The sequence below is a fragment of the Phocaeicola sp. genome, from assembly GCF_057861905.1.
Genome location: NZ_DBMACV010000073.1, coordinates 1 through 17,577, shown reverse-complemented (window position 1 = coordinate 17,577; position 17,577 = coordinate 1). Strand labels below are relative to the sequence as shown.

At 45.5% G+C, this 17,577-nt stretch carries 12 protein-coding genes, 1 other RNA gene and 1 pseudogene; 6 read left to right on the top strand and 8 right to left on the bottom strand.

Going from position 1 to position 17,577, the window contains the following annotated elements:
- The first annotated feature begins 339 nt into the window (after positions 1-339).
- Positions 340-1,311 (top strand): type I phosphomannose isomerase catalytic subunit, encoded by a 972-nt coding sequence (locus ACZM60_RS12345; RefSeq protein ID WP_340319948.1) that lies wholly within the window; start codon positions 340-342, stop codon positions 1,309-1,311.
- Positions 1,312-1,442: 131 nt separating this feature from the next.
- Positions 1,443-3,644 (top strand): GH92 family glycosyl hydrolase, encoded by a 2,202-nt coding sequence (locus ACZM60_RS12340; RefSeq protein ID WP_489521645.1) that lies wholly within the window; start codon positions 1,443-1,445, stop codon positions 3,642-3,644.
- A 116-nt stretch (positions 3,645-3,760) separates the two neighbouring features.
- On the opposite strand, the gene ACZM60_RS12335 is transcribed toward ACZM60_RS12340, so the two are convergent.
- Entirely contained in the window at positions 3,761-4,909 is a 1,149-nt protein-coding gene (locus ACZM60_RS12335; protein ID WP_489521644.1) for a lactonase family protein, read from the bottom strand.
- Positions 4,910-5,023: 114 nt separating this feature from the next.
- Here ACZM60_RS12335 and ssrA point away from each other — a divergent pair.
- Positions 5,024-5,420: a transfer-messenger RNA gene (gene ssrA / locus ACZM60_RS12330) on the top strand.
- 152 nt (positions 5,421-5,572) lie between these two features.
- Here ssrA and bioD read toward each other — a convergent pair.
- From bioD to ACZM60_RS12300, 6 genes and pseudogenes are all read right to left on the bottom strand, one after another.
- Positions 5,573-6,214 (bottom strand): dethiobiotin synthase, encoded by a 642-nt coding sequence (gene bioD / locus ACZM60_RS12325; RefSeq protein WP_302571210.1) that lies wholly within the window; start codon positions 6,212-6,214, stop codon positions 5,573-5,575.
- A gap of 11 nt (positions 6,215-6,225) precedes the next feature.
- Entirely contained in the window at positions 6,226-6,978 is a 753-nt protein-coding gene (bioC, locus tag ACZM60_RS12320; RefSeq protein WP_340319945.1) for a malonyl-ACP O-methyltransferase BioC, read from the bottom strand.
- Positions 6,963-7,631 carry a pimeloyl-ACP methyl esterase BioG family protein gene (locus tag ACZM60_RS12315; protein WP_489521643.1) on the bottom strand — a complete coding sequence of 223 codons (669 nt, stop codon included), beginning with the start codon at positions 7,629-7,631 and terminating at the stop codon, positions 6,963-6,965. The genes bioC and ACZM60_RS12315 overlap by 16 nt, the downstream gene beginning before the upstream one ends.
- A 126-nt stretch (positions 7,632-7,757) precedes the next feature.
- A complete protein-coding gene (locus ACZM60_RS12310; RefSeq protein WP_489521642.1) occupies positions 7,758-8,921 on the bottom strand; it encodes an 8-amino-7-oxononanoate synthase in 1,164 nt (387 codons plus the stop codon).
- Between the two features lie 17 nt (positions 8,922-8,938).
- Positions 8,939-11,174, bottom strand: a pseudogene (bioA, locus tag ACZM60_RS12305) (adenosylmethionine--8-amino-7-oxononanoate transaminase).
- Positions 11,175-11,229: 55 nt separating this feature from the next.
- Positions 11,230-11,622: a hypothetical protein gene (locus ACZM60_RS12300; RefSeq protein ID WP_340319943.1), complete on the bottom strand. Its 393-nt coding sequence runs from the start codon at positions 11,620-11,622 to the stop codon at positions 11,230-11,232.
- A 270-nt stretch (positions 11,623-11,892) separates the two neighbouring features.
- On the opposite strand from ACZM60_RS12300, the gene ACZM60_RS12295 reads away from it, so the two are divergent.
- Positions 11,893-13,263: an ACT domain-containing protein gene (locus ACZM60_RS12295; protein WP_489521641.1), complete on the top strand. Its 1,371-nt coding sequence runs from the start codon at positions 11,893-11,895 to the stop codon at positions 13,261-13,263.
- A gap of 218 nt (positions 13,264-13,481) precedes the next feature.
- Here the strand turns inward: ACZM60_RS12295 and ACZM60_RS12290 are convergent, their stop codons facing one another.
- The gene (locus ACZM60_RS12290; protein WP_489521646.1) at positions 13,482-14,030 is read right to left on the bottom strand and encodes an RNA polymerase sigma-70 factor; all 549 of its coding nucleotides are present in this window, start codon (positions 14,028-14,030) and stop codon (positions 13,482-13,484) included.
- Between the two features lie 113 nt (positions 14,031-14,143).
- Between ACZM60_RS12290 and ACZM60_RS12285 the strand changes: the two genes are divergently transcribed.
- Both ACZM60_RS12285 and ACZM60_RS12280 read left to right on the top strand, forming a co-directional pair.
- On the top strand, positions 14,144-16,366 hold the full coding sequence (locus ACZM60_RS12285; protein ID WP_418587200.1) for a GH92 family glycosyl hydrolase: 2,223 nt from the start codon (positions 14,144-14,146) through the stop codon (positions 16,364-16,366).
- A gap of 89 nt (positions 16,367-16,455) precedes the next feature.
- The gene (locus ACZM60_RS12280) at positions 16,456-17,451 is read left to right on the top strand and encodes a FecR family protein (protein WP_021971255.1); all 996 of its coding nucleotides are present in this window, start codon (positions 16,456-16,458) and stop codon (positions 17,449-17,451) included.
- Positions 17,452-17,577: the final 126 nt, after the last annotated feature.

Sequence of the window (17,577 nt, the reverse complement as noted above, 5' to 3'; positions counted from 1 at the left end):
TAAAGATACAAAATCTTTAGGTAATAACAAAGCCCCAGCTTGTGAAAGTCGGGGCTTTGTGCTAAAAAAGAAGGTGTGCTTTTTGACACACCTTCTTTTTTATTACAATGACCAACGAGGTCCCTGAAGCAATTGGACAGAACAGATGTAAAAGAAATATACGAAAGTTCTCTCAAGATAGTTTATCCTTGCATAACCAATCAACTGCAAAAGTACCATAGAAAAATATAAAACTCCAAGCGCCTCATAAGAGCTTCTCCAGAATAAGCAAAATATTCATTGAACTATCACGAGTTTTTGTTACATTTGCCTACAATTGTAAACCTAATTATAACACTTATGTACCCTTTAAAATTTAAACCAATCTTAAAATCCACTATTTGGGGAGGAGAAAAAATTATTCCGTTCAAACATTTAAATTGCCAGCAAGCACAAGTTGGTGAAAGCTGGGAAATATCAGATGTTCCGGGTGATGAATCAATAGTTGCCGACGGAGTTGATGCAGGTAAGAACCTTACACAAATGGTAAGCGAATACAAAGGTGCTCTGGTAGGTGAAACCAACTACAAACGCTTCAACGGTAAATTCCCTTTGCTGATAAAATTTATTGATGCACAGCAGGACTTGTCTATTCAGGTTCACCCGAATGATGAATTGGCTATGAAACGTCACAATTCGATGGGAAAAACTGAAATGTGGTATGTAATAGGCAATGATGGAGGAAAAGCACACTTACGTTCTGGTTTGAGCAAACAAATCACTCCCGACCAGTATGCTGCAATGATTGCCGACAATACAATCTGCGATGCACTTTCCGACTATGCAGTACAACCGGGTGATGTTTTCTTCTTGCCGGCAGGACGTATTCACAGTATCGGAGCAGGCTGTTTCATCGCAGAAATCCAGCAGACTTCAAACATTACATACCGCATCTACGACTTCAACCGCAAAGATAAAAACGGAAATACTCGTGAATTGCATACTGAGTTGTCAAAAGATGCAATCGACTATACTGTATCGGAAGACTATCGTACTCATTATACTCCTAAACAGAATGAACCGGTAGAACTGGTAACCTGTCCTTACTTTACTACTTCTGTATACGATTTGACAGAACAGATGAGCATGGATTATACAGAACTGGATTCATTCGTTATTTATATCTGCATGGAAGGTGCTTGCACTGTAACCGACAATGAAGGAAATACCATCAACATGCAGGCAGGAGAATCAGTCTTGTTCCCCGCTACAACCAAGACACTGGAAGTAGTTCCAAATGGTCATGTTAAGTTCCTCGAAACTTATGTATAAAATAGATATCGTTATTCCAAACGATAATTAGTATTCCCGATATTACCATAGAGGTTACAGAAGACTAATTCTTCTGGTATATTCTCTATGGTAATATACTTGTTTTCCACACTCTTTTATTAACCTGATTCATGAAAAAACTTTCTGTATTCTTATATACCCTGGCACTGGGAAGCGCATTTTACAGTTGCAGTACAGCCAAGCAAGAAACATTACAAACCGATTATACACAATATGTTGATCCTTTCATTGGAGCTGCTGACAACGGACATACGTTTCCGGGGGCCTGCCGTCCTTTTGGAATGATACAAACCAGTCCTGTAACAGGCGCTGTAGGATGGAGATATTGCTCCGAATACATGTACGCCGATTCTATCATTTGGGGATTCACTCAGACTCACCTGAACGGAACCGGATGTATGGACCTGGGTGATATTTTGGTGATGCCTTTTACGGGGCAGCGTCACCGGGCCTGGGATGCTTACCGAAGCAGTTTTCAAAAAAATACTGAAAGCGCTACTCCCGGTTATTATACCGTTACACTCGATCAAGCAAACGTAAAGGCTGAACTGACTGCCACAACACATACAGCCCTGCATCGGTATACGTATGAGAAAGCAGATTCTGCTTCCATATTAATCGATTTACAGCATGGACCGGTATGGAACGAAAAACAATACCATACTCAAGTTAACAGTTGTGAAGTTACTTGGGAAAACGACAGCACACTTACCGGTCATGTAAACAACAAAGTATGGGTTGATCAGGATTACTATTTTGTCATGCAGTTCAGCCGTCCGGTCATCGATCATTTTGAGCTTCCTATGGCAGAAGTCGAAAAAGGCAAACGAATCGTTGCAAGCTTCAATCTCCTGCCGGGAGAAGAAGTGCTGATGAAAGTAGCGCTCTCCACCACCGGAGTAGAAGGAGCCAAGGCCAATATGGCTGCTGAAGTTCCCGGATGGGATTTCGAAGGGGTACGAACAGCGGCTAAAGCCGACTGGAACAGTTACCTGAGTCGCATTGAAGTGGAAGGTACAGACGAAGAAAAAACAAACTTCTACACCAGCTTCTATCATGCGCTGATTCAGCCGAACGAAATATCAGACGTTGACGGACGTTATCGCAATGCAGCCGATTCTGTAGTAAAAGCTACAGGGGGTAAATTCTATTCTACCTTCTCTTTATGGGACACTTATCGTGCTGCTCACCCGTTTTATACGCTGATGGTTCCTGAACGTGTAGACGGATTTATCAACTCGCTGGTAGATCAGGCCGAAGTACAAGGATATCTCCCGATCTGGGGACTGTGGGGCAAGGAAAACTTCTGCATGGTAGCCAACCATGGAGTTTCTGTCGTTGCTGAAGCTTATGCCAAAGGATTCCGAGGATTTGATGCAGAACGTGCATTTAATGCAATTAAACGTACTCAAACCGTATCGCATCCGTTAAAATCAAACTGGGAAAACTATATGAAATACGGGTATTTCCCGACCGACCTGACCGAGGCTGAATCTGTTTCATCTACTTTGGAAAGCGTATACGACGACTATGCAGCAGCCGACATGGCCAAACGTATGGGAAAATCAGAAGATGCTGCATATTTCTCACGTCGGGCAGATTTCTACAAAAACCTGTTCGACCCAAGTACGAAGTTCATGCGCCCCAAGAAATCAGACGGAACCTGGAAAACTCCGTTCAACCCCAGTCAGATAGGACATTCTGAAAGCGTAGGCGGTGACTATACCGAAGGAAATGCATGGCAATATACTTGGCATGTACAACATGATGTACCGGGATTAATAGCTTTGTTTGGTGGAGAAGAAGCATTCCTCAACAAGTTGGATTCAGTATTTACATTGAAGTTGGAAACAACTCAGGCCGATGTGACCGGACTGATCGGACAATATGCACATGGTAATGAACCCAGCCATCATGTAACTTATCTGTATGCCCTTGCCGGACGCCCTGAACGTACCCAAGAACTGATTCGCGAAATCTTCGACACACAATATTCCCCCAAACCGAACGGATTATGTGGTAACGATGACTGCGGACAAATGTCAGCATGGTATATGTTCTCTGCCATGGGATTCTACCCGGTCAATCCCGTAAGCGGTGAATATGTGTTTGGAGCTCCTCAGATGCCAGAATTCGTACTTCACCTGACAGACGGAAAGACCTTTACCATCAAGGCAGAAGGACTTTCTGAAGCCAACAAGTATGTAAAGAGTATTACGTTGAACGGTGAGCCGTATACCAAGAACTTCATTTCACATGCCGATATTATGAAAGGTGGTACACTGGTTTACCAGATGACAGACAAAAAGTAAATAAGTAACGGGATGTAAGATCTGATATGATAAAAAAGAGGCTTGTCAAACTCCGTTTCGGAGGAACGACAAGCCTCTTTTATGCCGTAAAAACAAATTTCGGATGAGGATTACTATCACTCCATCGGAACAAACTTCAGACAAACCGGCTTCGACATTTCAATTTTCTCACCAGTATCTTTCAGCAATCCAGTTTCCGCATCACGTGCAAATACCTGAATTTCATTCGTATCTCGACAAGCGACGAGTAAATATTTACCATTTGGCGTAATGACAAAGTTACGTGGATGAACTCCTGTAGGCTGATAACCTACCTTTTCCAGCGTACCATCTTCCGAACTGACTGAGAAAATGGCAATACCATCTCCTTTCAAACGATTAGAAGCATAGACAAAGTCACCGTCTGGTGAAATATGAATATCCGCACTACCACGGGCTGCAAGTGTATCAGCTTTGATAGTCTGAATAGTATCCAGCTTCATTTCATCGTACGAGAGCACGATAACATCACCCGAAAGTTCCGTAATGAGGTAAGCATGCTTTCCGTCCGGTGCAAAGCACGTATGTCGTGGTCCGGCTCCCGGAGCCAATCGCACGTCATAAGATTCTGTACGATTCAACAAGTTCCCATTCTTCTTATTATTTACGGGAAATACATGAATACAGTCGGTTCCCAAATCATTCGCCAGCAACAAACGATTGTCCGGTGTAAAAAGCACACTATGGAGATGGGGCTGAGCCTGTCGCTCCTTATCCGGTCCACTACCCGTAAAAGTCAAGGTATCACCCGCCAGTAGCTCCCCACGATTACCTAAAGGAAATACCGTTATACTACCACCCATATAATTGGCTGTCAATACATAATCTTCCTTTGGGCTCAGCGTAATATTACAAGGTGCACCTCCATTAGTCGGTTGAGAGTTGATCAGTGAAAGCGTTCCTTTCGCCCGATCGAACGACAACGCATTGGCAGTAGAAGAAACCCCTTCATCCTCTCCTACCGCATATACCCGGCTACCGTCGGCCAACGGAGTAAGAAAAGAAGGATTTGAGATACCAGATATACCACTCCGATACGTTCCTTTTCCTGTTTCCTGGTTAAATACATATACACGAATGCCCTCCTCCTGAGCCCGAGCATAACTACCTACCAGCAAATATAACGAATCCGTATTCCCGGTTACAGTTTTCGTACGGTTGGCATTTCCCGTGCAACTGCTTCCCGCCAAAATCATAGCAGCCATACATACACCTACTAATTTCATATTCTTTATCGTTTAATTAATTCATTAAAGTCACCAAAAATAGCTAAAATCCATTATATTTTGGCGAATTCACAAATATTTCCTATCTTTGTGCACAATAATTATCACATGCTTGGGCTTGACTGGATTTGACAGCGAGAAATGTGGTATGTAAGCATGCAGTGCGTCAGTGATTTGCACTATAATCTCAGTTACTGAACAATTATCTGGCAACGAAAATTATGCTCTCGCTGCTTAATCGAAGAATAGTAGATTAGCTTTATTTCCGTCACAGTGATGGAAACGAGATGTCGCTCAAAAGCTCTTGTTCCGAAGCGTTTGGTCAAGCGGCACAGCAAATTCGGGAATAGTTTCAATCGGGTTCCGAGGTTGAAATGAAATTTTAGGGACTAAGGTATAAGTGGGTGGCTCTGGTCTTGCTTATGCACGAAAACCGAAGGCAGAGATAAGCATGTAGAAAGCATATGGCTTCCTTGTTTGGACGAGGGTTCGATCCCCTCCAGGTCCACCCAGGAAAAAGATGAAAGGGGCTGTTTCAATATAAAAGATGAAACAGCCTTATTTGTATCTGTAAGTTACTAAATAAAAATCTCCTGCCTCAGTCATGTAATTAGCATGAACCAAGGCAGGAGATTTCTCCATTTAAAGTATTTGTGCCTATAGTTATAATTTCGGGATAACCACGAAATGAGTTTCCGGATATTCCTTTGCCAGCAAGTCACGGATATAGGCTTCTGTATCCCGACGGATAATATCATCATCTTCTTCCGGGAAAAGATTATAAGCCACGGTGTGCAGACGAATACCCCGACGGGTAACAGCCTCCAGACTCAGCAAAGTATGGTTGATGCTTCCCAGTTTCCCCGAAGTTACAAAAATCAACGGATAGTTTTTCTGCGCCACATAATCGATTGTCAGCAAGTCGCGAGTAAGCGGAACCATCAGTCCGCCTGCTCCTTCCAGCAAAACTGCATCATAGGTTTCACTCAACTGGCGGGTAGCCTTTTCTATCTTGTCGAAATCAATCGGACGATGATCTATTTCGGCTGCCAGATGAGGCGAGCAGGGATAAGTAAATATTTCGGGCATAGTCAGTCCACTCTCATCTTCTGGCAGCAAACCAGTTCCCATAATCTTGCGGTGCAGTTCAATATCCTCCGACATACCGACATTTCCTGTCTGAATAAATTTCTGCGTAATCGTACGCACGCCTTGTTCGTTCCATGTCTTAGCCAGATAACCAGTAGCATAACTCTTTCCGACATTGGTATCAATGCCGCTCACAAAAAAAACATTGTCTTTCATATTATTACATTTTACTTTTTACAAATCATATAAATAGGATGATAAGTCAACGGAACAGTTCCATCGGAAGCCGTATACAGCTCTTTATAACGGCGGCAGAAATCGTTTAGTTCTCCCCTCGTCCAGCTTTGCTGACGTATGCCCGTCACCCCCGTTTCCTTCAGATGCTTCAGTACATCCAGCGGCGAAGCAAACGACAATTTCAGCTTTTCCTCCCGACTATACACAATCTGGTATTCAGTCGACAAAACCTTTGTCAGTTCCGCCAGCGAACGATAAGGAAGTGTATCCGAAGTAAGCGATACTACCTCCTTTACATTCTGAGGGCCAAACGTACTGAAAGCCAGATAGCCATCAGCCGTCAGAAGCCTGCGACAGCCAGCCAGAAACTTTTCCGGCTGATCGAACCACTGAATGGCAGAGCACGACACAATCAGATTCTGCCCCGACGGGAAATTCAACGCCTCCGCATCGGATGCAGCAAAGCGGATCCTCTTATTAGCAAGTAAGTCAGTGAGATACGGTTCCACCTCGGGACACAAATCGTTCAACAACAAATGTTCGGGAGTAGCACGATGCAGAAAAGCACGAGTAAACATACCCGTTCCGCAGCCAATCTCCAGCACATTACGCCGTCCCCCCGAAGGGATATACTTGCCTATCGCATCAACCATGTGGTAAGCAATCTGCCGCTGTACATCCGCCCGTATGGAATAGCTGCTCACAGCCTTGGCAAAACGGCGGCGAATCAATGTCTTGTCCATTCGTCCCCCTTTCCTTCCAGCAGACGGTCGAACAGCACCGTGTCATAATGTTCCGCTTCCACCTCCATCACTTCCGTACCTGTCCAAGCGGCACGCTGATTCGCTGGAATAAAAATCTTGTCGCACAAGCCGATGATAGCCTTGTCCCATACTAAAGTCACAGGCTGAGCCTTTCCGACCTCATGCTCCAAAGCTGCCAGTTCCGCTCTTAGTTCCTCCGTCGTACGGTACGGCTGATGCGAAAGAAACTCCTTCACCTGTCCCGCACCGCCACATATCCTCCGGCGAAAACGTGCCAGCGTAGCATCCGAAAAAATCTCCAGCGTACCGTGAAAAACCGCTTCCGCAATCCCCCGCTGATCATCTATCGGGAAAGATGTACCGTTGACAGCCAGTTTCATCTTCCAAGGACAGGTACGTCCCGAAAGAATCTGCCCGGCTACCCATACCCCCATCGACCAGGCAAGCAGCCTGATTTCACGATAGCCATCCAACAAAGAATAATCGAAGTCCAGCGTACGGTAATCAAAACAAAGCAGATAGTCGTACCCTTCTGCTACCGGACGGTGAAATAAATTCTCGTCACTTCCCCACCCTGCAAAGAAGAGCAGCAAGCGCGGATTACCCTCTTTTTTTATAAATACTTGCTTCATATTCAGTCATTCGACACACATGTATTAAAACGTGCTGACATTTTAGAAAAACACGCCGACGTTTTCAGTAAAACGTGCCGACGTTTCCATACATTTGCGCCGATGTTTTTTAAACGTTCATAATCTTTACAATTCACGGCATAAGCTGTCCACTTCCTCTTCCGTAATAGCTGCCGTCAGCGAAATACGCAAGCGGGAAGTTCCTTCGGGAACCGTAGGCGGACGAACCGGCAACACATAAAATCCTTTCCGCTGCATGTCTTCTGCTTTCAGGATAGTCTTGCTGCTCTCTCCCACAATAAAGGGAACAATATGACTTGAGGAAGGACACTCATGCCCTGAAGCCCGGACAGCCTCCTGCACCCGAAGAGCCGCCTTTGCCAGCCGTTCCCGACGGTCATTCCAGCCTTCCAAGCGCGACAGGATAAACTTTGTCCATGCCACATTCAGCGGAGGAAGTGCTGTCGTAAAGATAAATGTCCGCATCCGGTTAACCAGAAACGAGCGCATCACCTCACTGCACACCACATACGCTCCGACCGAAGCCAACGCCTTGCCAAACGTACCACACAGGAAGTCGATATCCTTCAGACATCCCTGTTCCTCGGCCACACCCAGTCCGTTTTTGCCACGTACACCGATACCGTGAGCCTCATCCACATACAGCATCACACCGGGATAACGCTTTTTCAAGTCCACCAGCCGGTCGAGAGGAGCCACATCTCCATCCATACTGAAAACACTCTCCGTTACGATAATAATCCGTTCGTAATCCTTATAACTCTTGGCAAGCAAAGCCTCCAGTTGCCCGTAATCCTGATGACGATAACGGATGCACCGTGCAGCCGACAGCCGGATTCCGTCAATCAGACTGGCATGTACCAGCTTGTCTGCCAGAATCAGTGTATGCGCATCAGCCACGGCGGGAAGTATTCCCGTATTCATGTGATAACCGCTCGAAAAGACCAGCGCACCACTTGCTCCGAACATCTCGGCAAGCATCTGTTCCAACTCATCGTATACGGTAAAGTTACCGGTCAGCAGGCGCGACGACGACGACGAGAACAGAAAATCACGTTCCGAAAGCGTCCGCATAAACTCATCACGCAGCGCAGTGTCGGCAGCCAGTCCCAGATAGTCATTCGAAGAAAGATTCAGCATGCGCTTGCCTTCCTTCCAAATCCATTTTCCTTGATGTTCTGCCTGCGACAGCGTCCGCAGATTGCCCGCTTCCTCCAGCGCATCGAGCGTCCGGCTATATAAATTATCCGATGAAACCATCGTTTCCATTCCTTTCCTTTTTTTATTTAACAGGTTATTTCTCTTACAATCTTCAGCAAGCCGGAAGTCAGCTTCGTCAGTTCCTCCTTGCTGATAATAAACGGAGGCATGATATATACCAGCCGTCCGAACGGACGCACCCAGATACCTTCTTCCACAAACCGGCGCTGCATCCATGCCATATCCACCGGATTCTTCATCTCGATGACTCCGATAGCTCCCAGCACACGCACGTCTGCCACCTGAGGCAGTTCGGCAGCCGGAAGCAGTTCCTCCCGCAGTTGCGACTCAATGCGTTTCACCTTCTCTTCCCATCCACTGGACAAGAGCAGATTGACAGAAGCGCAAGCCACCGCACAGGCAAGCGGATTTCCCATAAAAGTAGGTCCGTGCATAAAAGCATGCGGCTCGTGCGAAGAAATACAGTCCGCCACTTTATCGGAAGTCAGCACGGCCGAGAAAGTCATATACCCTCCGGTCAGCGCCTTACCGATACACATGATATCGGGTTCTACTCCAGCATGTTCCCAGGCAAACAGTTTTCCGGTACGTCCGAAACCCGTAGCAATCTCGTCGAAGATAAGCAGCAAACCATATTCGCGGCACAACTTAGCCGCCTCACGCAGATACTGCGGATGATAAAAACGCATACCACCAGCTCCCTGAACAATCGGTTCAAGTATCAGTCCGGCAAGCGTCTGATGATGCTTTTCGATTGTTTCCTTCAGTGGAAGAATATCCTTCTCATCCCATTCGGCACCGAAACGGCACTGAGGCGCAGGCACAAAATAACGTACCGGAAGTGCCGGACCAAACAAACTATGCATGCCCGTCACCGGATCGCACACCGACATCGCATTCCACGTATCTCCATGATAACCGGAACGGATCGTCACAAAATTGTTCTTTTCAGGCTTTCCCGCAGCAAACTGATACTGCACCGCCATCTTCAGTGCGACCTCCACAGCCACCGAACCACTGTCGGCATAAAAAATCTTCTGCATGGAAGGTGGAACAATCTTCAGAAGCAACTTTCCCAATGCGATGGCAGGCTCGTGCGTCAGTCCTCCAAACATCACATGCGACATGTTTTTCAACTGCTCTTCAATCGCCCGATTCAATACCGGATGATTATATCCATGTACGGCACACCACCACGACGACATACCGTCTACCAGCTCCGTACCATCTTCCAGCGTAATGATACACCCTTTTGCCCGTTTCACCTTATACGTAGGCAACGGGTTAATGGTCGACGTATAGGGATGCCACAAATGCTCCCTGTCGAAGTTATCAACACATTGTTCATAATTCATAGCCCACCTCCTTTATTCGTTTTTTATCTTCTGCTACTTTCGAGCCCAGCGTTGTCAGCAAATCTCCCACAATAGCCGAGTTTACTCCGATATACATCGCCTTACGTACCGCCTCGTCACTCAGTTGTGAACGTCCTCCCGCAAAGCGAAGATAAGCCGAAGGATTGACAAAACGGAACATGGCTACCGTACGCAAGACCTCTTCTTCCGAGAGCGCAGGCTCTGTTTCCAGCGGAGTACCTTTTATCGGCTGCAACAAGTTGAGCGGAATAGACTGAATATCCAGCGATTTCAGGGTAAAGGCAAACTCCACACGCTGCTGCATGGTTTCCCCCATTCCGATAATTCCACCGCAACACACATCCATTCCCGTACGACGGGCAGCCTGTATGGTAGCCAGTTTCTCTTCCTGTGTATGAGTAGAACAGAGATTGGCGAAATGAGAAGGAGCTGTTTCCAGGTTACAATGATAACGGACTACCCCTGCTTCATGCAGCAACGCAAGCTGTTCTTCGGTAGCCAGTCCCAGCGAAGCGCAAAGATGTATGTCCGAGTGCTCTTTCAAGTATGCAAAATGCTGGCACAAAGCCTCTATTTCCTTATTGGAAGGTTTCCGTCCACTCGTCACCAGCGAGAAGCGAGAAACTCCCTGTTCTTCGTTCGCCTTTGCATGACGCAGACATTCTTCCTGCGAGACCAGTCCGTATACCTCAACACCCGTTGCATAATGTGCCGACTGGGCACACCACTTGCAGTCCTCGGAACAGCGTCCCGACTTGGCATTGATGATGGAACACATATCAAACTTATGCGAAGCATATTTCATCGTAATCCGATGAGCCGCTTCACACAATTCATCCAAAGGAGCTTTCTCCGCCAGCCAAAGCGCCTCTTCCTGCGTCAGTGCAAGACCATCGTCAACTTTCTTTTCTAATTTTTCAATCATAATCTATTTTTTGTATACATAAAAAAGCGGAATGGCGAAAGTACCCCGAGTGCATCTATAACCAAGATAGCACACGAATCCTTTCGCCATTCCGTTTCGATAAATGACAATTATTCTGAATCTTTTTAATACAAGCGACCTCACTACCCGTCGGTTCAACAACCACAGGTTGTCCCATCAGAAGCAGCATGACACATCCCAAAGGAATCCCTATATCCTGCTGCGAAGCATCCTGCTCCCTGATGCCGTCCATGGCATATACACGCTGCCCGTTACCGGCTACTGGCACAATATGTCTTGCCTTATCCAACGATGAATCAGCAATTCCCTTACATACCCTTCCAATCGTCACATGCCGGTGCAGACTCCCGAACGCAGCATAATTTTTCCGGCTCCAGCGGCGGAAACGGATCGATTTTCTCTGGCTATGTAATGTGTTTTCGTGCATATAGTTTCATTCAGACGGTTGCAAATATAGAGAAAAAACCGAAAGACGACTTAAAAAATCGGATAAACTCATTACGGCAAGGCATTTTTAAGCCTTCTTCAAACCGTTTCCCTTTATTTTAATTCTCCTTCACACAAAAGTTTAGGAAAGGAATATGATTTCATAAAAATATGTATCTTTACGCCTCGTTACAAAACGACTGTACAAACAAAGACAGAAAAGGTAAACAAAAGGCATAGATTACCAAACACTTAACGTAAAAGAAAAGAAATGAAAGTCTGCAATTTAGAAACAGTAACAGCTCCCGAAGACATCCTGCAACTCGCCGATGTCATCTGCAAGGAAGCTCCTCTCCTCGTTATCGTTCCTGCTTTCGACTGGATTAAACGCAGCCTGCAAGATATTTCCATCCATCTGTTCCGTGCCGAAGAGGAAAAGGCTTCACAAGCCATCCTGCATCTGGAAAAACGCTGCATGGAAACTGTTTCCGGATTCCTGCCCGATCATGGTCCTGCCTTTGAGTTTGCCCAAACACAGATCACATCCAACTTCCAACATATCCGGCAACTGGCAAACAATACGTTCGGCCAGTCCGACGAACGCAGATTACTCATTTCGGGAGAATACATTTCGTCTGCACTGATAGCCGCCTATTTAAAAAGCCAGCACATCGATGCCACTGTAGCAGATGCTGCCACACTGATGCACCTGGATGCCGACGGAAAACCTGATTTAGAAACAATCTGCCAGCAGGCACAAGCTTTCTCGCAAACAGCACAAGCCGCAGTCTATGTCACCCAGTCGCTTGTATGCCAGAATGCTTACGGTGAAGTAGAATATATCGCCAAAGGCGACAGTTGCGCTTATGCCGTATATCTGGCTATCGCTTTCCGTGCTCAAGAACTCGTACAACGGACACAGGCAAAAGAAATATACATCCCGAACGACAACAAAAAGCCGGAAGAAAACAACGGCACCATGTTCTCCTTCGAAGAAGCCGAGAGCCTCATCAATGCCGGTGTTCGTCTGGTATCGCCCCGCAGCCTCTCGCTTGCCCATCAATATCAGATTAACATCCGTCTGATAAACGGACAAGGCCGCATCATTCGCCTCGTCAGTGAGATACAAGAAGAAACGCATACCGTAAAAGCCATCACAGCCCGAAAACACATCACCTACATCCGACTGCACTCATCGGGAAGTGTTTCTTCCTTCCGCTTTCTGGAGAAAACACTTTCTGTCTTTGCGAAGTACAAGGTATCCATTTATCTGATGACATCCTCCAGCACCAACATTTCGATGGCGATAGAAACAGATAACGAAACCCTGAGCCTGCTTCGCCGTGAGCTGGCCGGATTTGCCGAATTAATCACAGAAAACAACATTGCCACTATTAGCATACTTGGAAAACTGAACTGGGGAGATTCGGATGCAAGCAGCCGTATCATCGAATTGCTGCACGACATACCTATCCTGATGATTTCGTACGGGAATGACAACCATTGCGTATCGATAGCCATCCGACAGAGTGACTGCAAATACGCTCTCTGTACGTTATCCGATCATTTCCTCGGAACCGATTTCACACACGAAAACGGCTCGCATTTGTTCAGTGAAGAGTACAATGCTTTTATCATCTGATTTTCAAGCGAGTTGCAATCCATGTCAACAGAACTTCATTGTATGTTGTCTTAAACGTCTGCATGAAGTTTACAGCTTTTGTACAGATTATTGAAACCTTTGTACAAAAATTTATTTTTTTTGTACAAAAACATAAGAAATCCTCATGAGGTGTTTCTTATAAGACCTGCTCTTTTATACCATACATCATGGGAAATACAGGAATTATACGTCATTCCCTACAACCAGAACAAAAGAATCATATGCAGATAACTCAACTTCTCGCGTAAAATTTTCAGTGCCTTATACATGTGTGCTTCTACCGTACGCAAGGAAATCCCCATTACGTCGGCTATGTCCTTATTCTTCATGTCGTGCAGGTAGCTGAGCTTAAATACTTCTTTACACTTGTCGGGCAGTCCGTCTATTGCCTGTCTGATTTCCGAACGCAGCTCGCGGTTCTCTATCCGTTTGATGACTTCCGAATGGTCGGGCTGATAATACTCCATCCTTTTCTGATAGAATTCCACCTCGGCAGCGCTGTAGTTTTCGGCTACCGCCTTATGTTTCAGTAGATTGATTGCCTTAGTATAGATAGACCTGTAAAGAAAGGACTGAATCTGTTCGCCCAACTTCACCGAATCCTGCCGCTTCCATATTTCAACAAAGACATCCTGTACTATATCTTCTGCATCATCTTCCCCCACAAGACGTGTCGCATAAAATAAGAGTCCAGTATAATAGCGACGGAACAAAGCTTTGTATGTTTCTTCAAAATTTCCTTTCATCCAGTATTTCGAGGCTAATATGCAGGCAAATGTAGCGAATTGACAGAAATGAAGCAACGAAATAAGTGTTTTTCTCATATTTCTTGTTATATTTACAAATCAAAACTAGTATTATGAGATTTAAGACAATTCCACTTTACGCAGCTCTGGCTTTTGCCGCATGTACATCATCGAACCAATCTTCAAGCATCACGGAAGATTACACTCAGTATGTCAATCCGTTTATCGGAACAGACTTTACCGGAAATACTTATCCGGGTGCTCAGGTTCCTTTTGGAATGGTACAGCTAAGCCCTGACAACGGATTGCCCGGATGGGACCGCATTGCCGGTTATTTTTACCCGGACAGCACAATTGCCGGCTTCAGTCATACACACCTTTCGGGTACGGGCGCAGGCGATCTTTACGACGTTTCGTTCATGCCTGTTACGCTTCCATACAAGGAAGCCGAAGCTCCGCTGGGTATATATTCCAAATTTTCACATGCCAACGAAAGTGCTTACGCCGGATATTATCAGGTAAAGCTGGACGATTACAATATTAATGTGGAACTGACAGCTACCGAACGTTGCGGCATCCAGCGTTATACATTCCCGAAAGCTGAATCGGCTATTTTTCTTAACCTCGCCAAAGCCATGAACTGGGATGCGACGCAAGATTCTCATATCGAGGCGGTCGACTCGGTAACCGTGCGGGGATATCGTTTCTCCGACGGCTGGGCTCGCGGACAGAAGATTTATTTCTGTACCCGTTTCTCACGTCCGTTTACCCGGATGACAATCGATTCTACTGCCATCGAAAAGGATGGAAAGCGTATCGGAACAGGGGTTGTCGCACGTTTCGATTATACCACAGACGAGAATGAACAGATTACACTGGCAACTGCCATTTCGGGAGTAAGCATGGAGGGGGCAGCCAAGAACTTACAGGCTGAAGCTCCCGACAATAACTTCGACACGTACCTGGAAAAGGCTAAGGCTATGTGGAACAAGGAGCTTGCCAAAATACAGATAGATACACCCGACAAGGATGAAAAGACGGTGTTCTACACGGCTTTGTATCACAGTATGCTGGCTCCTACGATATACAGTGATGTGGACGGTTCTTATTATGGCCCCGACAAACAGGTGCATCATGCCGACGGATGGACGAACTACAGTACGTTCTCTTTATGGGATACGTATCGTGCAGCACACCCGCTGTTTACTTACACACAGCCTGAACGTACCAACGATATGATCAAGTCGTTCCTGGCATTTTATGAGCAGAACGGACGCTTGCCGGTATGGAATTTCTATGGAAGCGAAACGGACATGATGATCGGTTACCATGCTGTACCGGTGATTGTGGATGCTTACCTGAAAGGTATCGGCGACTTCGATGCAGAGAAAGCACTGGCTGCTTGTGTGGCAACAGCCAACATCGACGAGTATCGTGGCATAGGAGTATACAAGGAAAAAGGATATATTCCTTACGACCTGCACGACCAGTATAATAACGAGAACTGGTCGCTTTCTAAAACACTGGAATATGCTTTCGACGACTACTGCATAGCCGAAATGGCTAAGAAGATGGGTAAGGAAGACATTGCCAAACAGTTCTATGCGCGCTCTCAGAATTATAAGAATGTGTATAATCCGGCTACTTCGTTCATGCAGCCGCGTGACATGAAGGGTAACTTCATCGAGAACTTCAAGGCTGACGAATATACGCCGCATATCTGCGAAAGCAACGGATGGCAGTATTTCTGGTCGGTACAACATGATGTGAACGGACTGATTGAACTGACCGGAAGCAAAGAACGCTTTGCCCAGAAACTGGACAGCATGTTTACGTTCCATCCTACCGACAAGGACGAACTTCCTATTTTCAGCACGGGCATGATCGGACAATATGCACACGGTAACGAACCAAGCCATCATGTAGCGTACTTGTACAATGCGGCAGGACAGCCATGGAAAGGACAGAAATACATCAGCCAGATTACTCACGAGTTGTATACCAATACTCCGGCAGGACTCTGCGGCAACGAGGATTGCGGACAGATGTCGGCATGGTATGTATTTAGTGCCATGGGATTCTATCCGGTCAATCCGGTATCGGGCATGTACGAAATAGGTAGTCCGGCATTCCCCAAAATGCAGTTACACCTGAACAACGGAAAGACATTCACCGTCATTGCCCGGAATGCCAGCCGTGAGAATTGTTATATCCAGTCGGTGAAGCTCAACGGAAAGCCATACGACAAGAGTTATATTACTCATCAGCAAATCATGGAAGGAGATACACTTGAACTGGAAATGGGAAACAAACCGGGATATATATGGTTCAAATAGCCGGATAGTTATTGTCTAAACGTTTTTCAACATGCAGTAAGTGTTTTTATTCAGTCGATTGTTGTATATTTGACAAACAGGGTGAAAAGATGAATACAATAAACTATCATACAATAGTACGTTTCTTTAAAAACGAATGTACTGAAGAAGAACGCTTGCTCATTATCCAGTGGGTGAACGAATCGAAAGAACATGCCGAATGGTTCTTTAAATGGGAGGAATTATACCATTTGGGCACGCTGCCGGAGCAAGACAATGACTTGGTTATCAGAAAAGCAGAAAAGAAACTATACGAACGGATTGAAACGGAAAAGAATCGCCAATGGTTCTTTTCCCGTATCAATCACTGGGTTAAATATGCAGCTATAATAACATCTATACTGGCTATATCCGGTTTCTCACTGTGGTACTTCGTTGCCGATTCTCAAGAGAAATGGATTACCGCATCGACTGAAAATGGAGAAACAAAAGAAATAACGTTGCCAGACAACAGTAAAGTATGGCTGAACGAAAACTCAACCCTGAAGTACCCTCAACATTTTGCAAAGGAGGAACGTGAATTGCAACTTGATGGAGAAGCCTATTTTGAAGTAACCAAAAACAAGCACAAACCTTTTATCGTGCAAAGTGCAGCCATGAGCGTACAAGTACTGGGAACGAAATTTAATTTTAAAAGTACCAGTAACTGCCGGATTGCAGAAACTTCACTGATAGAAGGTGAGGTGAAAGTAGCCGGAAATAATAATGAGGGAGCCATCACACTTTCTCCAGGACAGAAAGTGGAACTGAATACCGTAACCAAACAGATGAAAGTGTCGGAAACCAATGCCGCACTGGATGCGATATGGCACAACAACCTGATTCCATTCAAGAATGCGGATGTATTCGACATTGCCGAAGTATTGGAAAAAGTCTATGGAGTCAAGATTATCTTCTCGCCTGATATCAGTCCTTCAACGACTTATTCAGGAATGCTACAAAAGAAAGACTCCATCGAAGATGTACTGAAGATATTGCAGAATACCACACATTTGCAATATAAAATACATCAGGGAACTATTTTCATTTCGTCTGCATCAAAATAATAATAATCCAAAAACTTATAACTTAATATTAACGTGAATTCGACGAATTCAAAACAAAGCAAGCTGTGTGTCAAATGTACGTTGTACATTGATACACGGCTTTTTTGGAAACATGCAGTACGCCGC